General features: G+C 41.4%; 14 protein-coding genes and 1 tRNA gene. 8 read left to right on the top strand and 7 right to left on the bottom strand.

The features are described from left to right. Positions 1–151 precede the first annotated feature (151 nt). Both cphA and ACH3Z1_RS14775 read left to right on the top strand, forming a co-directional pair. Positions 152–2,767, top strand: a complete 2,616-nt coding sequence (gene cphA, locus ACH3Z1_RS14780; RefSeq protein WP_490822763.1) for a cyanophycin synthetase — start codon at positions 152–154, stop codon at positions 2,765–2,767. Positions 2,768–2,940: 173 nt separating this feature from the next. Continuing rightward, positions 2,941–3,011 (top strand) — tRNA-Gln (locus tag ACH3Z1_RS14775). A gap of 361 nt (positions 3,012–3,372) precedes the next feature. Here ACH3Z1_RS14775 and ACH3Z1_RS14770 read toward each other — a convergent pair. Continuing rightward, positions 3,373–3,984: a YceI family protein gene (locus ACH3Z1_RS14770; RefSeq protein ID WP_490822762.1), complete on the bottom strand. Its 612-nt coding sequence runs from the start codon at positions 3,982–3,984 to the stop codon at positions 3,373–3,375. A gap of 95 nt (positions 3,985–4,079) precedes the next feature. Here ACH3Z1_RS14770 and ACH3Z1_RS14765 point away from each other — a divergent pair, with 95 nt between their 5' ends. The 5 genes from ACH3Z1_RS14765 to ACH3Z1_RS14745 all read left to right on the top strand — a co-directional run bounded on the left by ACH3Z1_RS14765 (position 4,080) and on the right by ACH3Z1_RS14745 (position 10,822). Beyond that, complete coding sequence (locus ACH3Z1_RS14765) at positions 4,080–4,991, top strand: winged helix-turn-helix domain-containing protein (protein WP_490822761.1); 912 nt, start codon at positions 4,080–4,082, stop codon at positions 4,989–4,991. Positions 4,992–5,166: 175 nt separating this feature from the next. Further along, positions 5,167–5,589, top strand: coding sequence for a hypothetical protein (locus ACH3Z1_RS14760; protein ID WP_490822760.1), 423 nt, complete (start codon positions 5,167–5,169; stop codon positions 5,587–5,589). A 397-nt stretch (positions 5,590–5,986) separates the two neighbouring features. Continuing rightward, on the top strand, positions 5,987–6,373 hold the full coding sequence (locus ACH3Z1_RS14755) for a hypothetical protein (protein ID WP_490822759.1): 387 nt from the start codon (positions 5,987–5,989) through the stop codon (positions 6,371–6,373). A 497-nt stretch (positions 6,374–6,870) separates the two neighbouring features. Beyond that, positions 6,871–7,674, top strand: coding sequence for a hypothetical protein (locus ACH3Z1_RS14750; RefSeq protein ID WP_490822758.1), 804 nt, complete (start codon positions 6,871–6,873; stop codon positions 7,672–7,674). Next, positions 7,667–10,822: a DEAD/DEAH box helicase gene (locus ACH3Z1_RS14745; protein ID WP_490822757.1), complete on the top strand. Its 3,156-nt coding sequence runs from the start codon at positions 7,667–7,669 to the stop codon at positions 10,820–10,822. The genes ACH3Z1_RS14750 and ACH3Z1_RS14745 overlap by 8 nt, the downstream gene beginning before the upstream one ends. 172 nt (positions 10,823–10,994) lie before the next feature. Here the strand turns inward: ACH3Z1_RS14745 and ACH3Z1_RS14740 are convergent, their stop codons facing one another. Further along, the gene (locus ACH3Z1_RS14740) at positions 10,995–14,234 is read right to left on the bottom strand and encodes a S41 family peptidase (protein ID WP_490822756.1); all 3,240 of its coding nucleotides are present in this window, start codon (positions 14,232–14,234) and stop codon (positions 10,995–10,997) included. Positions 14,235–14,691: 457 nt separating this feature from the next. Here ACH3Z1_RS14740 and ACH3Z1_RS14735 point away from each other — a divergent pair, with 457 nt between their 5' ends. Continuing rightward, a complete protein-coding gene (locus ACH3Z1_RS14735) occupies positions 14,692–15,357 on the top strand; it encodes a hypothetical protein (protein WP_490822755.1) in 666 nt (221 codons plus the stop codon). 415 nt (positions 15,358–15,772) lie between these two features. On the opposite strand, the gene ACH3Z1_RS14730 is transcribed toward ACH3Z1_RS14735, so the two are convergent. From ACH3Z1_RS14730 to ACH3Z1_RS14710, 5 genes are all read right to left on the bottom strand, one after another. Beyond that, entirely contained in the window at positions 15,773–16,978 is a 1,206-nt protein-coding gene (locus tag ACH3Z1_RS14730) for an exo-beta-N-acetylmuramidase NamZ family protein (protein WP_490822754.1), read from the bottom strand. 211 nt (positions 16,979–17,189) lie between these two features. Beyond that, the gene (locus ACH3Z1_RS14725; protein WP_490822753.1) at positions 17,190–17,585 is read right to left on the bottom strand and encodes a VOC family protein; all 396 of its coding nucleotides are present in this window, start codon (positions 17,583–17,585) and stop codon (positions 17,190–17,192) included. Next, positions 17,582–17,953 (bottom strand): iron chaperone, encoded by a 372-nt coding sequence (locus ACH3Z1_RS14720; protein WP_490822752.1) that lies wholly within the window; start codon positions 17,951–17,953, stop codon positions 17,582–17,584. The genes ACH3Z1_RS14725 and ACH3Z1_RS14720 overlap by 4 nt, the downstream gene beginning before the upstream one ends. Then, positions 17,946–18,320, bottom strand: coding sequence for a DoxX family protein (locus ACH3Z1_RS14715; protein ID WP_490822751.1), 375 nt, complete (start codon positions 18,318–18,320; stop codon positions 17,946–17,948). The genes ACH3Z1_RS14720 and ACH3Z1_RS14715 overlap by 8 nt, the downstream gene beginning before the upstream one ends. A 349-nt stretch (positions 18,321–18,669) precedes the next feature. Beyond that, entirely contained in the window at positions 18,670–19,089 is a 420-nt protein-coding gene (locus ACH3Z1_RS14710) for an SRPBCC family protein (protein WP_490822750.1), read from the bottom strand. Between the last annotated feature and the right edge of the window lie 39 nt (positions 19,090–19,128).

Below are 19,128 nucleotides of genomic sequence, written 5' to 3'. Positions count from 1 at the left end.
CTACGTAAATTTCTTAACGCTTTTTTTCTAAGGCCAATTGTTTCATTTTGCTTAAAAGGATGTAAGCCTTTATTGCAAATAACATTATATTTCTTATCCTGCCCAATGGGTATTTACTGTGTATAAATAGCAGCCAAATCAAACCAACTGTATGAAAATTGAAGAGATTAAAATATTACGTGGTCCAAACTATTGGAGTGTTCGCAGACCCAAGCTGATCCAGATGAAACTCGATCTGGAAGAACTGGAACAACGACCTACCAATACCATCGACGGTTTTCTATCCCGCCTCGAAACCCTCTTTCCCTCCATGTATTCGCATCGTTGCAGTGTAGGCAAGCCCGGTGGCTTTTTTGAAAGGGTTAAAGAAGGTACCTGGATGGGACATGTCATCGAACATATTGCCCTTGAAATACAAACGCTTGCCGGCATGAATTGCGGATTCGGCAGAACACGCGGCACGGGTAAAGAAGGCGAATACTATGTGGTATTTAATTATATGGAAGAAGATGCTGGTGTATATGCCGCAAAAGCTTCTGTAAAAATAGCACAGGCATTGGTAGACGGAACTACTTACGATTTGTCGGAAGACATTCAGCGTTTACGTGAAATCCGTGAAGATACCAGGCTGGGCCCTTCTACCGGTTGTATTGTGGATGAGGCGGCCAAACGTGGTATTCCCTATATCCGCCTGAACAAACAAAGCCTGGTGCAACTGGGTTATGGTGTTCACCAGAAACGTATACGTGCCACTATTGCCAGTACCACATCGAATATTGCGGTAGATATTGCCTGCGACAAAGAAGAAACCAAAAACCTGCTTGAAGCCGCTGAAATTCCGGTGCCGAGAGGAACGGTTATTCGTACCGAAGCAGGTTTGGAAGAAGCCGTAGCCAAATATGGTTACCCACTTGTCATCAAACCCATTGATGGTAATCATGGTAAGGGCAATACCACCAATATCACCACCTGGGAGCAGGCCGTTAAAGCGCTTGAAGCTGCTAAACAATATGGCCGTTCGGTGATTGTAGAGAAATTTATTACCGGTGTTGATTTTCGTGTGCTGGTCATCAATTACAAATTTGTTTGCGCTGCATTGCGCACACCTGCTTCTGTGATTGGCGATGGTGAACATACCATTCAATGGCTGATCGATGAAACCAATAAAGATCCACGTCGCGGTTATGGTCATGAAAAAGTGCTCACACAAATTACCATGGACCAGTTCACCCAGAAAATGCTGGATGAAAAAGGATATTCGCTGGATACCGTTCCCGCCAAAGGCGAACAGGTATTGCTGAAACCTACTGCCAACCTCAGCACCGGTGGTACTTCTACTGATGTTACAGATGAAGTGCATCCCATCAATATTGTTTTAGCAGAACGCATTGCCAAAATCATCGGACTCGATATCTGTGGTATCGATATCATGGCGCCCGATTTGCGCGCCCCCATTTTCGAAAACGGCGGTGCCGTGCTCGAAGTAAATGCAGCACCTGGTTTCCGTATGCATATTGAACCGGCCGAAGGTTTGCCACGCAATGTGGCCGAACCTGTTATTAATATGCTGTTTCCGCAGGGTTCAGATGGTCGTATTCCGATTATTGCCGTTACGGGTACCAATGGGAAAACCACCACTACCCGTCTCACGGCCCATATCTGTAAAACAGCCGGACGCAAAGTGGGTTATACCACCAGCGACGGTGTATATATCCAGAACCAGATGATGATGAAGGGCGATTGTACCGGTCCGCTGAGTGCCCAGTTTGTATTGCGTGATCCTACGGTTGATTTTGCCGTTCTCGAATGTGCCAGAGGTGGTTTATTAAAATCGGGTCTGGCATTCCAAAACTGTAATGTGAGTATTGTAACCAATGTTACGGCCGATCACCTGGGTTTGGGTGGTATTGATTCGCTCGAACAGATGGCCCGCGCCAAAGCCGTAATACCCGAAACCACTTTTAACCATGGTTTTGCCATTCTGAATGCCGATGATGACCTGGTGTACAATATGCACAAGGGGCTCAGTTGTAATGTGGCTTATTTCAGCATGGATGAAAACAACCCACGCATACAGGAACATTGTAAAAAAGGTGGTTATGCAGTGGTGTTTGAAAACGGTTATGTTTCCATCCTCAAAGGCACCTGGAAGATTCGGGTCATTAAAGTGAGTGAGATACCTATTACCTACGGTGGTAAAGCCATTCACAATATCATGAACACTTTACCGGCTGTACTGGCTACTTACCTGTTTAAAGACATCAGTATAGAAGATATTCGAACGGCACTAACCACATTTGTACCCTCTCCTTCTCAAACCCCGGGCAGACTGAACCTGTTTGAGTTTAAACATTTCAAGTTCCTGGTCGATTTTGCGCATAATCCGGCCGGTCTGGAGCTGCTCTGCGATTTTGTGGGTAAGATGGACGGTCACCCCAAAGTGGGCATCATCAGCGGTACAGGCGACCGCAGAGATGAAGATATCCGTGAACTGGGTCGTATTTCGGGCCGTAGTTTTGATGAAATCATCATCCGCCAGGACAAAAACCTGCGTGGCCGTACCGCCGAAGAAATTGTGAACCTGCTGGTGGAAGGCATCAATGATACCAAGGGCAAAGACATACCCCTCACCATCATTTACAACGAGAAAGAAGCCATTATGCACGCCTACAACACCGCCAAACCCGGCTCGCTCATCACCATTATGTGCGATGTGGTGGCGGAAGCGCTGGACCTTATTAAGGCACTCAAAGAAGCGGAGGAATAAGGAATAGGAAATAGGAAATAAGGAAGTGGAGGAGAATACCCCCCTTTCTTATTTCCTATTTCATATTTCCTATTCCTTATTTCTTATTTCCTCCTCTCTCCTAGTTAAAAAATTTGGAACAATTCTCCTGTCCCCTTATTTTTGCACCCCATTCAGAAATGAAGGGGTCGGATTGCCCGATAGTATAAGGGTAGTACAACTGATTTTGGTTCAGTATGTCTTGGTTCGAATCCAGGTCGGGCAACGAAGCGGAAGATGAAAGTCTTCCGCTTTTTTTATTGTTTAATATCGTGAAGTTGTTGGTCAGGCGACTACAGGTGTTCGGAAGAAAATATCCTTCGTCGCAGATAATAACCTGCGGTTATTAATGCTCCTCAGGATGACTAATAAATGAAGTAGAAATACAGCGGATTAATTGGCTTCGCCAATCAATCCGCTGTATTCGCCCTGTTCGTTCGTCATCCTGAGGAGTATTCCGATCTTAGATCGGAAATTGCGACGAAGGATATTTTCTTCCGAACACCCGTGGTCAGGCGACCAACAACTGCGTCAGAGCGTAAAAAATCAGTATTGGAACACTCTCAGCTAAACATGCCGGTTAAGCTTTATTGATTCATCACAATATCCAGTGAAACATGAATATCCGGTACCAGTTTTTCTTTGATGCCTGATAAAAAATCAGTAGCACCCGTTTGTGGTTTTGAATGAATTTTCCATAACTGGCGCGCTATGTGAACATTGGCAGTAATGTGGCAGGTCTTGTTTTTTGTGATAATGGTAGCTTTAAATTCGATTGGCTGCGTAATCCCTTTTATGGTAAGCTCTCCCGCTACCGTATAGTCTGTAGATGAACCGATCCGGGTAATTTTATTTACCAGCATGGTCGCTATTGGATACTGGTCCGAAGCAAAAAAATCGCTTTCTCTTAACTCTGCATCCTTCTTTTTTCCTTCTGCCTCGTTGGGGTTATCCGTTGTGCGGATGCTATTCATATCCATATAGAAGGTTCCGCGTTCAGGTTCGCCTTTGGCTGAAAACGCTAAATGGCCGTACTGAAAAAGGAAATAACCGTAATGACCGCCCATCGTCTTTCCGGTATTCCACAAAACTTTGCTTTTTTGAACATCGAGTTGCCAGCCTGGCTGCACCTGCTGTGTACAGGCAAGGGTCTGGAACAGCATCATTAATACAAGAGTGGTAGTAACTTTATTTATCATAGCGTTTACATTTGAAAGAGCAAACTACTTTCACCTGCTGTATCCGATGCTATTAATATGGTAAATTAAAATGTAAACATTGTAAATTCTGCGTAATGGCCATAAAAGACGATACGATATATCCTGCAAAGAAGAGGCGTTACCTGATGCCACTCCTTTTTCTGCTGACAGTTACAGTCATTTGTGCAGCATTCGGTTTTACGGGTAATGAAAATTTTGACCTTGCCAAACGGCAGATACTGTTGAGGAATATCGGGCATGAGCTACTCTTGCATGCGGGCGACAGTACTTCGAGGGTATTACCCGTACAGGAAATAGCCGCGGATGAATACCAGATACGGTTTGAAAATGAATTTAGTTTTGAAACAGATTCCCTGGTTAAGATCATCAGGCAGTCACTGGCGAAAGATCCGCTTGCAAAAGATTATATCGTGAATGTACTGAACTGTTCGGGTAAGGATATTTTATTTGGCTACGGCATCTTTCAGCAAAAACAGAACAATATTGTACCCTGTTTGGGCCGCAGGCAACCGCGTGCCTGTTACCTTATCAACATCAGTTTTCAGCACACGGCTTTTACCCCTATACCCAAAGCATACCTGATAGGCGGATTATCTGTTTTCGCTTTTATCGGGTTACTGGCTGTGCGACCCATCAGAACAAGGCGGTCGAGGGGTACAACCGCAGATACGAACCCAGGTGTTTTGAAGATCGGTGATACTTTATTTGAACCGGGAAAAAGGCAAATCACTATTTCGGGTATTAGAACAGAACTTACGCCCAAGGAAAATAAACTGCTGAAAATATTTGCCGATGCTACCGGCAATCTTATTGAAAGACAGAGGCTTCAAAAAGAAATATGGGAAGATGAAGGCGTAATTGTAGGACGGAGCCTGGATGTGTTCATCTCAAAACTCAGAAAAAAACTGGAGGGTGATACGTCGATACAGCTTGTAAATGTACATGGTAAGGGATACCGGTTGCAGATCAATGATACCATTATATAAACAGGGTGTAGTAACAAGGAATAGCAATGTTCACCTGTTTATATCAGAAAGCTGATGAAGATGCTCCGGGAATCGGTTAGAAAATAATTCAGGTCGGGCAACGAAGGGAAAGATTAATAGCCTTTCCTTTTTTGATTATCTAAACTCACCCCTTCTGTTTTGTATATTTATAGTCATGGAATTTACTCGATTAACAACAGACTGGAATGCTGACCCAAATTCGCCTGCTATCGAATTATCGGTTAAAAGGAATAACGTAACACTTGATTTTTTCTTAAATTATTTTCTTTACGACAACTTCAAAGAGGGGGATAAAGCACAACTGACTTTTATCAATTGTCATAAATACTCATTCAACAGTATGAATGATGAAGGCTATTATAATGACCAATATAGATATAAATACACGGAACTTCCCTGGGGGGAATTTTACAGCTTAAATAGCAAATGGGAAACGGACTTTCCCCGTCCCTTCGTGATTCTCAATCAAGATCAAAACCGCGAATTAAAACATTATATTTTCTTTTTCAAGGATAGTGTATTTGAGTGCGTTGCAGAAAATTATGAGTTGCAATTTAAAACGATAGGCCAGCTATAAGTTTAAAATTATATAAAAACTGGTTCGACAAAATACATTTAAGTCAACAATCTAAATCTAAAACCGCTGTAAGTGGTAGCTTATGGCAGTTTTTAGTTTTAAGAATGCCTCGGGAACTTTTGGAAAGTTTCGGAACTTTCCAAAAGCTGTATCTCAGAAATGTGGGGCTTTTTCTTTTAAGGTAACCCGCGAAGTAAACTTTTGGAACGCTTCTGAACTTTCCAAAAGTTGTATCACACCTGTTTATATCAGAAAGCTGATGAAGATGCTCCGGGAATCGGTTAGAAGATAATCCGGGTCGGGCAACGATCTAGATTTTTAACCGCTGTAAGTGAAAACTTATGGCGATTTTTGTTTGGGGGTATAGTTTACAGGAAGAAATGTTATATTAAGTCTTATGAATTTGGTTGAAGTAAAAATTTCAAATCTATCAGAAATCCGCATGGGTTCCCCATATAATACTTGCGATATTGAACTTATCGGCATTAACGCCCTTCATTTACCTAAAAGTGGTTGGCAAGATAAATTTGCCTTTACCGAGGATTTTAAAAAATTAGTCCTTATCAGATGGAGTTTCCCTAACAATGAACCCGGCTTTGTTCTTTACTTAATAGATATTGACAACCAATCTTATCAAGAAAGTATCAGACTTTCAGGATTACCGAAAACAGTTTCAATCAATAATGAAGGGCACGTATTAATAAGTAAATTTTACTTTGATAAAACAAAAACGAAAGATCAGAATTATGATAATGATGTTTATGAAGAATATATTTTCTCCTAACTATCTAGCTGTCTTATTGCCCTTTCCATCTCCGAAGTGTCTCCTTTTTGAACGTTCCCCGCAAACGTCTCTCGCAGAGGACTTTGCGAACGCTCACTCACAGGAAAGTTAATGATTAATTTTATTGCCCGATTATTCGGCAAAGAATCTGTAAGCTTCAAAGCAATTGATACACCCTAGCGGTGTAACACGAAGAGTCCCTCGTGCCTCGGAGACTCTTCGACGAACTTCTTTGCTTTAAGTAAACCCTACGGAGAAAAAAAACTTTTGGAAAGTTTCGTAACATTCCAAAAGGTGTATCTCAAAGAACTTAATACTTATTATGTGATTATTTGAAACTGATATATCGCTTGCAAGATGAGTTTCAGGTATACTAGATTTTATGTCAAAACTATATGCCTACTTGTATTTAGTTTTTTTATTATCTTTAGACTCACCAGTTAGTCTACTCGTAAAAAACAACTTAGTAATCTACATTCCATTACAAAAAATTTTAAATGGCATTTAGTTTTAACGCAATTGATTGTTCTCCATTAGTCATCGATAATGAATTCGAGATTATTGACGAAGATTTACTTGCCTCTTATGTTGGTACAATTATTTTAGGCCATTTTACACATGTAAAACGCATAATCAATGAGTTAGCTGCCACTCCCCCTTCATTCAGTAATTCTGATATTGACCTGGCAATACAAAAGCTAAAGAAGGATGGTAAAGATTCAATTGATATCGAGAAAAGAGATGGCTGGATCTTTCAGATTATTTCCTGGCTTTCTCTATTGACAGAAAACAAAGGAAAAAGGTTCTACTGTCAACAACCGCATGATGCTGTTGCACAACATGGCCTAGATGGAGTCGCATTGTTACTTGACGAAAATTTTAAAATTATATCGATTACAATTACGGAAGACAAATGCACTAATAATCAACGCAGCATCCTCCCTAATGTCTGGAAAGAATTTAGAGGATTTGAAGCCGGAGAACAGAATAACAAGGTAATGAGCAGGGTTTCGGCTATGATCGAGCTTATTAATGATGGCGATGTTCTCCAAGCGAACAGAAATAATATTTACGATCGTTCATTCTGGAAATACCGGGTGGGAATAAATAGGAATGATAAATACCAGGCTACTCCAAAAAGAAAAAAATTGTTTAAAGGCTATGATGAGTGTGTACTGGGTGATAACCCGCACCGACGATTTGCCTCTACTATAAATAAGGATGACATCAGAGTCTGGATGGAATTATTCTCTCAAAAAGTAATTGCTTTCCTTATTCAACAACAGTCTTCGAATGTATAACAGTATCACAGAACAAAAAATCAGGAGTATCCCTTCTATCGGAGATACAGATACTGAAAGATTGCCCCAAATCCTTACCAGAATATATGCAGAAGTTATTACCCTACGGCGGCAGGTTGCTGATGGCACAATCACTACGGACAATAACGAGCTACAGTCAAGTATTGATCTTCTTCTTCAGCTTACTAATAACTTGGAGACTATTTTACTCAGTAATCCCAGACATCCACAGAAAGAGGCTATAGCATTCGTTGCTGCCACAGCAAATAGTTTAATATATAAACTAAGAATATTACAACCTGCCACAAAAACACTAGAGATAGATGCTATTTCACCAAATCTTGCAGCAATCATACTATTCCTAATAGGAAACAGTCAAGCAGATGCAGCAGAAGCAGCCCAGTTTTTTGCCGAAAATCCAAATGAAGAAGTCGTACAGCAATTGTTAATTAAATCTATAACAGCACTTGCAACAGGAAGGTTACTAGGTATAAGTAATCTTGTATTTTCAGAAAGCGAGATAAATACAAATCAAGAAATTCAGGCAGTTGCTCTCAACTATCTGTGGAGAGAAATTGGCTTGGGAATTATAGAAATGGCTCGAAAACTCACAGGAAAACCACCAAACAGTGTAGAAAATCATTTTGATAAGGTCATTGATCTATCAGTATCAAAACAGGTTTTTTTTGACCAAGGAAGTGTTTTATCGGGGCCTTATAGGCTTGCAAGATTATTAAAAATCCTAGGAGAAGACATATATGACAGGGCTACCATAAATATACCAGCACCACGATTTACTGATCCTATCCTATGGAGAGCATTCCTTGAAAAACTGGCTTCACAACGACCTTATTTATGGGAAAATCACAAAGAGGCAACTAATTCTTCATTTCTTGATCAAGGTAATTCCGCCATTCTTACTTTCCCAACAGGCGCCGGAAAGTCAACACTTTCGGAATTGAAACTAGCTTCATGCTTATATGCAGGTAAGCGTGCCATTTACCTTGTGCCTACACATGCATTAGAGGATCAGGTTTCTCGAAATCTAAAGTCTTTATTTGACGATTTCAATCCAATAAATTTTACTTTTGATAGTGAGTACTCTGAGCTTGGTCTGGATAATGATTTTCCATTTCAGGTTATGACACCAGAAAGATGCCTTACTCTGTTAAACATAAGTCCTCAATATTTTTCAAACCTTGGTCTTGTAATATTCGACGAATTCCATCTTATTAGCGGTAGAGATTTGAAAAAAGACAGAAGAGCTATAGATGCTATGTATTGTCTTCTCTCTCTCTTTACCATGCATCCTGAGGCTGATTATTTGCTTATATCTGCAATGGTCGAAAACGGAGAAGAAATAAGGTCATGGGTAACGGAAGTCACAAAACGCTCATGCTTTCTATTCGCATCAAATTGGAAACCCACGAGACAACTGCACGGATGCTTAGTATTTGACGATGATGAGATAAAAGCACTTAAAAGAGAAATAGAAATTGTTAGGGCTACAGCCACTACTAAAAGCCCTCCAAAGAACCTGAAAAAAAGAGTCAAAGCAGAGCCACAATGTTTTTTTAGTCTAAAAAATATATGGGATACAACCGACGATCAGGATTATTTCAGAACTACAATACTTGAAGATCAGGTTACACTCGGAATAAACAACTACTGGGATCTGACCCCGAATCGCAATGAGATCGCCGCCGACCTTGCAATACACTTTTCGAAAATGGGTCTTAAAACTTTGGTATTTGTCGACAACCCAAAAATCGCCAACTCAACAGCATCGCGAATTTCACAACAATTGTCTGGGTTATCGATCGGCTTAGAGGAACTTGACATTTCTTCTACAAACTATGCAAAGAGTCTTGAAGCAGAGCTAGGTAATTTAACACATAGCTACTTTGGTTTCTACGAAAAGGTGAGTATGCACCACGGATTGCTTCTCCCTATAGAAAGGATACTAATAGAAAGTGACTTTAAAAAACCGCATGGGTCAATTGCACTTGTTGCTACAGCAACATTAGCACAGGGTATTAACCTGCCAGCCGAAATAGTAATCATCGCAGGTGACGACAGATATGACGAGGCCGATGAAACAAGACAAACCGTGAAGCCGCATGAACTCTTGAATGCTGCTGGTAGGGCTGGCAGAGCAGGCTTATCCTCACAAGGCGCTGTTATACTTATCCCAGGAGAACTGGTTTTAATCAAAGAAAACACTATTTCCAATCGCTGGTGGGACTTGCGAAACAAAGTGTTCTCCAAAGGCGATCAATGCCTTAGTATCGAAGACCCCTTAGAATTCTTCTTGGATTCGCTTCAAGAAGAAGCGACACCATTGTCTTCGGAACAATTAAATATCCTTCACAGATTCAAACCTGAAAAAATTGCAGATAATGAAACTGTAAACCTGTTTAACAATTCTCTTTTTGCTTATAAATATAGATTGGAAAAAAAAGAAGAAGAATTTAGTCAACAGGTCCGTAAGTTACTCGACCGTCGGAATGAACTGGATGAGTCTAAAGAACCTTCTTGGCTAAAAGATATTGCTTACAAAACAGGACTGGAACCGTTTATAATTAACGCCCTTAGTGAAGCTATCAACAAAGAGGATTCCAAAGCGTTTTTATCAAAATCAATTCCTGAATACATAGATTATTTCTTTACGTGGCTAAAATCTGACTCAGACTACTTGGAGAAGGTTTTCACAAAAACTAGCACCATTAATCAAATAAAAAAAGTGGTTGGTTTAAAACCGGAAGCAAGTATTGACGCTGTTGTAAACAATTTATCACAAGTAGCTAACATACTGAAAAAGTATGTAAATGGAGTCCCTTTGAATCAACTGAATGAACTAATTCCAAACGTCGGTCAGCCACAAACAACTCCCTTTCTACCTAAGGCACGGAATTTTGTTATAAGGTTGCTTCCGGAGCTCAGTTTTGGTCTAGGCCTACTCTCCCTAATAGTTGTAACAAAAGCTAGACAGCAACAAAAAACGTCGGCTAGGATTCCGTGGGATATTAGGATTCTTGCGAGTTGCATACGAGAGGGCTTCGACTCAGCCGACAAACTCTTCTTCAAAAGAAACATTGGCTTGTTGATGAGAGTAGAAACACATCTTGCATATCTCGAAAGTCAATAGTTGTGAAACTAGAAAATACGACTTGCAGATGCCCCGTATTAGAAGTCTTGTTACTCCTTGCGATAAGTGACAATCCAAAGGATTTATTTGGTTTTTCAAATTTCCAACTTGCGGTAACCATGCAAACTAAAAACCGCTGTTAGTAAAACTAGCATCGGTTTTAAAATTTCCCTCAGTAATCTTTACCCGCTCCCCCAATCACCCTCAACATCTCCTTCACCGCCGCTTCTATCTGTGTATCCTTACCATTGATCAGCGCATCGTAAGGCAGGGTGGCACGGATATCGGGTTCCAACTGAAAATTTTCTAAGGGTCTTTTCTCTTTAACGCCAATATTCGCAATCATGGGTATGCCAAATACCAGGGTGGGGTCTATCTGGGTTTCCCACCAAACAGATGTGCTGGTACCCGGTACGGGCATGCCAATTAATTTACCAATGCCTTTGGCTCGGTAGGCATAAGGAAATGTATGGGCATCGCTGTAATTGCTTTCACTCATGAGCACACAGCTGGGTTTAAACCATTTGCCCTGTGGCTCTCCCCCTTCGGCACTATAACCATAGGGTTTGAATGTGATATAGTTTTTGCCATCCAGAAAATTAGAAAGGTCTTCATGCAGCCAGCCTCCGCCATTAAAGCGGGTATCTACAATCAATGCCTGCTTGTCGGCATTTCTGCCCAATACTTCTTCATACACGGTTCTGTAGCTTCCATCGTTCATGCCCTGTACATGCACATAACCTACTTTACCATTACTCAATTTGTCTACCATAGCACGCATGGTATTTACCCAACGGTTATACAACAAACCTTGTTCAGCCGCTAAACTGATGGGTTTTACTGTTTCTTCAAAACGGGTATTGGTTGCAGCATCCAACACAGAGAGTAATACATAACTGCCCGCTTTTCGGTTTAAGAGCCTGGCCCAGTCGATAGATGAACTGATATTTTCTCCATCTATTTTTTCTATCAGCATACCTGCTTTTATCCTGCTGCCGGCTATATCGAGCGGACCATTTTTGATGATCTCGGTAATCTTCAGTCCATCTCCCCCACTAAACTCATCCACAAATATACCCAGCGATGCTGTCTGGTCTGCGTTCTGGGCCTGCGGACTATACCTGCCTCCTGTATGTGAGGCATTGAGTTCGCCCAGTATTTCACTCAGCAATTCCTGGAAATCGTAATTGTTATTGATATGCGGCAGAAACTTTGCGTAAGCCTGTTTATACATGTCCCAGTTGAGTCCATGCAGGTTGGGGTCATAGAATTTTTTCTTCACCTGCCGCCAGGCATGTTCAAAAATATAGGCCCTTTCACCTGCCGCATTCAATACCATTTCGCTTCTGATACCGATGGGTGATATTTTTGCTGATTCTGTTTCAAATTTAGCCAGCCCCTGACCACTATTGAGGAACAAGGATTTTCCATCGGCACTCACCACAAAACCTGCACCGGGTGCTACCCTTGTTACAATACGTGTTTCGCGCGTTCTGGTATTCATCTCCCACAAATCTGTATTTCTTTCAGTGGTTGCGGTGTACCATAATTTACTGCCATCGTTCGATAAAGTAAATGCACCAATCACCATTGAGTTGGGTGTGAGTCTTATTTTGCGATCGTGCACATTGGCAAAATCAGGTTGCCAGTTTTGTCTGGCAATGGAATCTTTTATTTTCCAGGCACTGTCTTTTTTAACTTTCGTATCGAGCTCCTGTAATAAAGCATAATCTTCTTTGCTCAGCCTGAAACGGTCGTAGGTATCCTGGTCAAAAAACAAAATGGATATATCATTTTCTCTGGCGCCCTGGTAAGCCAGTGGTCGCTTACCGTATTTGTCGGTTGACCATACCAGTGCTTTTCCACCAAAAGCAAAAACCTGGCCACCATCCTGAAAACCGCTCTGTGTAAGGTCTGTACCGGTTTTATCGGTGCCATCTGCTTTATACATCACTACTTCACTGCTGCCATAGCGTCCTTTGCTGCTGCGTATGGCCAGCCATTTACTATCGGGGCTCCATTCAAAATACTGGTCGCCATCTGCATAAGAAAAATTCATACCGGCCGGAAGAATCGTACGTACTGCTTTGCTGGCTATGTTCATGACCCGCACCATGTTACGGTCTTCCAGGTAGGCCAGTTCTTTGCCATCGGGAGAAATGTCGGGTTGAAATTCTTCTTTATCCGTGGCCAGCACTGCTTCTTCTTTCAGGAGTGTTGAAGCATAGAAATAAGGTTCTTCTTTTCTAACGATACTGGTTTTATAAATATCCCAGCTGCCATTTCGTTCTGTTGCATAATACACCGTTTTACCATCGGCCCCAAACTCAACCATTCTTTCCTGTTGTGGCGTATTGGTAATTCTTTTGGTGATACCGCCTTCTACACTGGTTACAAAAACCTCACCCCTGAATATAAATGCCAGCTCTTTGCCATTGGGCGATACAGCAAAATCGCCATTGGTAGCCGTTACCGGCACCAGCTGTTCTGCATTGTTTTTTACATCGCTTACGATGCTGATATTTATTTTCCTTGCATTGCCATCGTTCTTCGTTACATAGATATCGCCATTCCAGCTAAAACATAAAGTGTTATTATCTGAACGTGTTAAATGCCTAACCGGATGATCTTTGAAACTGGTGATTTGTTTTTCTTCTTTTCCATCCAGCGACATTTTAAAAATATTCTGCGCGCCTTTTTTCTCACTCAGGTAATACACATGTGTATCATCGCTGCTAAACAGCGGCTCACGGTCTTCTCCCACAAAATGGCTTACCTGTGTGTAGGTATTGGCTTTCATATCGTATAACCAGATATCCCTGGTTAAGGAGGAAGTCTGGTGTTTGCGCCAGGGGTCTTCGGTTCCTTTTCTGTCCTGGTAAATAATACGGGTGCCTGTGCGGTTGTATTGGGCATGTTCCATTCCGGTAGCAGATACCAACACACTTCTTCCGCCATTTACCGGCACGGTATAGGTTTGCAGAAATAAATTACCCCTCGGAAAACGCACATTCGTGTTCACCGTATGCCGGGCACTGCCAAATAATACGGTTGCATTGTCTGTAGAAAAATCGAAGGGATAATCATTGGCTGAATGATACGTTAAGCGGGTGGCTTCTCCGCCACTGGCCGACATGACAAATACATCGAAATTGCCAAATCGGTCGCTGGCAAAAGCAATTTGCTTTCCATCCCTGCTCCATACGGGCTGGTAATCATGTGCTTCATGCGAGGTTAATGCTGTGGCGGTGCCTCCTTCTGCACTTACTTTGTACAAGTCGCCTTTATAGCTGAATACAATGGTGCTGCCGTCGGGCGATATGGATGGATATCTCATCCATAAAGCTTCGTTTTGGGCAAGGATGGGCTGCATAAATAATACAGCAATGAGCAAATTGATGAACCGCTTCATATGACAGGTTTGGTTTGGTACTTCTAAAGATATTGCATGAACGGGATGGATAAAATAAAATGTTAGTGGTGTGTGCTATTAGAAATATGGCTCAGATGCTACAATCAGCCCTTCGTCGCAATTTCAGATCGAAGATCTGAATGCTCCTCAGGGTGACGAATCATGTATTACTAAACTGCGATGGCGATTGGCTTTGCCAATCGCCATCGCAACTATACTACTTCAAACCGTCACCCTGAGGAGCATTTCGATCGCAGATCGAATTTGCGACGAAGGGTCCTTTTAGTCGGCAGACTTAACTTTTATTTTCATAATTTTTGTACAACCTCCGCAGGTAAACATTGGGGACGATACGCAGACAGTAAGTTATTAACTATACTACGGATAACATACAAAGTTTTGCACTCTTGAACTATTTATTTAATTTGATATCCATCAGCCAAAGGCCAACCCGACCATGAAAGCAGCACTATTCTCTTTTTTACTATTTACCCTGCTGACAGGTTGCGACAAATACACGGAGAAACTGAATGAAACCAGTTCCTGTAATTTTGTTGATTTCTATTACTATCAGGATACTACTATTTCATTGGGTCCGCTTTCCAACCATTATATTGTAGTGGCTTTCGACACAAACGCCACAGAAAGCCAGATCAGGAATTTTGTTATTGCCGACAAAGAATTTGATTCTTCCTATCAGCCCAAATTCTACACGAATAAAATTAAACCCCTGAAATTTTTGCAACCCAGAACCTGCGAAGAAATAACAGCTACGATTGCCCGCCTGCAAAAAAATCCCATGGTGCAATTTGCACACTATGCCATGCAAACCAATGATTGCCTTGATGCTTTTGGCTATAGTATGGGCAATCTTTGTGTAAACAGTTACGGCAATTATTTCTATGTTAAAGTGAAAAATGAAAACGATTTAACAGATTTAAAGAAAGTAATCAGTGAAACGAATACAGTATTCATTGAACAATATTTTTACGATCTCAAATGGTGTACAGTAAAAACCACCAAAAATTCAAAGGGAGATGCCATGAAAATGGCCAACTACTTTAAAGAGTCGAAACTTTTTTTATATGCACATCCGGAGCCCTGGAAATTTCCGGTTGAATGATTTCATTTTTTCTACACAATCGCCTTTATTGCGCTTTCTACGGGTATCACCCGTATAGGTCTGGAGAAGTCTCCCAGGAGAAATACCGGGCCACTTACCCATAAAATTCTCAGAACAAGACATAATATAAGACATTGGGGCTGCTTCGGTAACTGCAGGAAGATCCTCCACACCATCGCCGTACCATGTTCGGTGTTTCTTCGGGGTTTCTTCGGGAGTTCTTCGGGAGTTCCCGAAGAAACCCCGAAGCGGCTTCGGGAAAACCCGAAGAAAGTGTGAAGATAACCCGGCTCAAATATGGCTTTGGTACGACCCTGGTACGAACAAAAAACCCTTTTTACCGGAAAAACAAGTAAGCATGGCGCGAGGTAACAATACGGTCTGGAAATTGACTGTTGTGCATGATGCACTTTTATCAGGGATACAATAAATACTTCTTTCGCATCTCTTTATACTGACTCAACCCCGGCTCCCAGCTTTTACGGATTTCTTCTTCTGAAACGCCATTGATGATCTGCTGTCTGAATTCGCCCACACCAATCTGCACTTCAATTGAGTTCATTTCTTTACTCAGTTTCTCAAAGAATTTTTCTTTGAAAGGATGTGCTTTGTACAATTCCATGATCCAGCTGATATTGATCTTTTTACTTTTTCTGAGTTTTTCTACATCATAATTGCGCAGATCCAGACCATAACATTCCTGGTCCATAAACAGCGGTGTTTCTGCCATGCCTTTGATACTGGTGGGTGTATAGGAAAAAGAATAAATACCTTTTAACTCCGGACTGCCCAATACGGTGAACGGATACATGGTACCGCGCCCATGGTTCAGATACACCCCTTCAAACATACAGGTGGATGGATATAATAGAATGGCCTGTTGCGTATTCAGGTTGGGCGAAGGTTTTACAGGCAATGTGTATGGCATGTCATGATCGTAATTGGCAACAGGTATAATGCGGAGATTACATTTTGCCTGATTGGCCAGCCAGCCTTCGCCATTGGCCATCTGCGCAAATTCACCCACGGTAAGTCCGTGCGACATGGGTATGGGAAACATACCAATACCCGATTTGTATTTCATATCGAGTACAGGACCATCTACCAGATAGGCATTCGGATTGGGGCGATCGAGAATCAATAATTCCTTTCCATTTTCCACACAGGCATCCATCAACCGTACCAATGCATTGATATTGGTATAAAAACGAACACCTACATCCTGTATATCGTAGATCATGATATCCACATCTGCCAGGTCTTCTTTACTGGGTTTATTTTTCTTTCCATAGAGTGAAATGATCGGAATACCCGTTGCCATATCTTTTTCATCTGATACTTCTACCCCTGCGCTTGCATTACCACGAAAACCATGTTCCGGTCCAAATACTTTTACAATATTCACGCCCAGTTTCTGCAGACTGTCTACCAAATGTATTTTACCAATGATGGTGGTAGGATTGGCCAGCATGGCTACCCGCTTGCCTTTTAACAGAGGCAGGTATTTCTCTGTCTGCTCAGCACCGGTGAGCATAGGTTTGGCCGTTTTTTCATCCGCAGCAAATGATTGCAGACAACCGATCATGAATAAGCAAACCAGTGGTAATATCCATTTCTTCATATGTGGCAATTGAACGATAAATATAAGTACAATTATAAAGTAGGCTTAGAATGAAGCATTTATTTATATAGCCACAGATTCACAGATTAGTTCGCTTAATCTGTGAATCTGTGGCTGCTCTTTTCTTAAATAGAACACGAATTTTCATGATTTTTATGATCTGTCATGAGCAATCATAAAAATCATGAAAATCTGTGTTCTATCCTATTTGCTAAATCGCAAACATCCATCTTACATCAAACCTGTCTATAATTTCTACAAGTGGCTCGGTGCTGCTGGTTAACACTGTGGTATGTTTATAATCGTAAAGCTGCTCTATATAACGCGTTCTTTCTTCATAGCTATTGCAGGCAATCAATACAGCCATATAATTACCTACCCTTCTTCCTTCATTATATACCAGATCGGAACCTTGTATAACCAGTTTGGGGGCATACAATACCGCCCTGATTACAGGTTGTGCTGAACACCCTTCTATATGTTGCGTAAATGCATCAATGACCAATTCTCCGCCGAAACAGGAATGATAAAGCATAAATGCTTCCCTGCAATCGCCACTGAATGTGAGAAAAATACCACTTCCTTTATGCGCTGTTGACATACTCATTTACCGCCTTTTAACTCATTCTCTTTTTTCCGGAACACAACCATACGCTTGATCATCTTTTCAGGAAGGGGTTGATCATTCGGAAATTGAATAGCTGCTTTACTTAGTTTATATCCTTGTAATGCTTCCCGAAACGTATCAAGAAATGCCTTGCTAAAAGGATGCGACAAGGTAATATGCTTTGCAAATGCGGCATAATAGATCAGGTAGCCCTTGTATTTAAAACAGGGTATCTGGTAACTGATACATTCTTCCACACCGGGTACTACTGCTTTAATCAGCGACCTGATCTTTTCCATTCGTACAACAACATCGCCACTGAAAGCTGCATGGTATTGGTCGATTGTCTTGTAATCTGTTTTAGTCATGTAGCTGTTTTTGGGGTTGATAGTAATACGATACAAAAAGAATAGCGCCTACTGCTACAGGCATGAGTATGAAGCCGATGTTACCATCTACTATGATATGACTGATCACCGCAAACAGGAGATTGAAACTAAGTCCGGCATAAGCCCACTCCCTCAGTTTGGCCGGCAGTTTTGTAATAGTAATGGTGATGGCTCCCAGCACTTTGCAAACAATAAGGGCATAAGCAAAATAATCAGGATAGCCCAGCGGTTTGGTTCCTGCATTTACATATTCCGGCATAAACAGCACGGTTGATAAGGGCATGAGGCCTTCCCATAAAAGGATGATGATGGTGGCGATCCAGAAAATGATTTTGTTGCGTTTCATGATGATTTATATTTAAATTTTTGGTGTAGGTGTCTCAATTGCTGCGCTTCTTTATTAAAAGCTTACTTGCTGTTTTCTTTTTTGTCTTTACACAAAAAAGAAACAAAAAAAGTCAAGGCTTCCGAAAAAAAGCTAAAATTTTCTTCATTACGCTACAATGGATGAAGTCTAAAGCCAATCTTTTGTTCTGTGATTGAGCGCACCCGTGCTTCATCTGTGTAATAAAGCCAGGCATCATCCATTGCTTAACGCTTCATTACGAAAATTTCTTAACGCTTTTTTTCTAAGGCCGGAAGGCTAAGTCAATATGAAAAGTCTTTGTGTGTATTTTATTTAACTTTCTCTATGATTATTTATTGGTCACATATTGTACAAAATTGTTCAGAATGGCCTGCCATCCCTGCTGCTGAAACTCGGCGGGATTTTCTGATTCTGCATCAAATGTGGTGGTGATCAGCACCTGGTTATCCTGTTCTTCAAAAATGGTAGTCACCATTCTGCCATCGCCCATGGTGTAGGTTATTTCTTTGTGTGGTATCACATTGTCGTACACACCGGCAAAATCGAATCCGAAACTACCATCCCTTGCTTCCATCCTGTGTTTGAAAGAACCGCCTGTACGCAGATCGTTTTCACTGCTGGGGCAATGCCAGTCGGGGTGTGCTGTATTCCATACTTTGATGTCGGCAGGATTGTTCCATGCATCCCATACTTTTTGAATGGGGGCTGCTACCGGTGCTGAAATGGTAATTTTTGTGTTTGTAGGCATTGTTGTAAGTTTTTGTTTGATTGATCACACAAAGATGTA

The sequence above is a fragment of the Sediminibacterium sp. FW305-C-49 genome (assembly GCF_058231085.1).
This window is presented reverse-complemented; position numbering and strand designations above follow the sequence as displayed.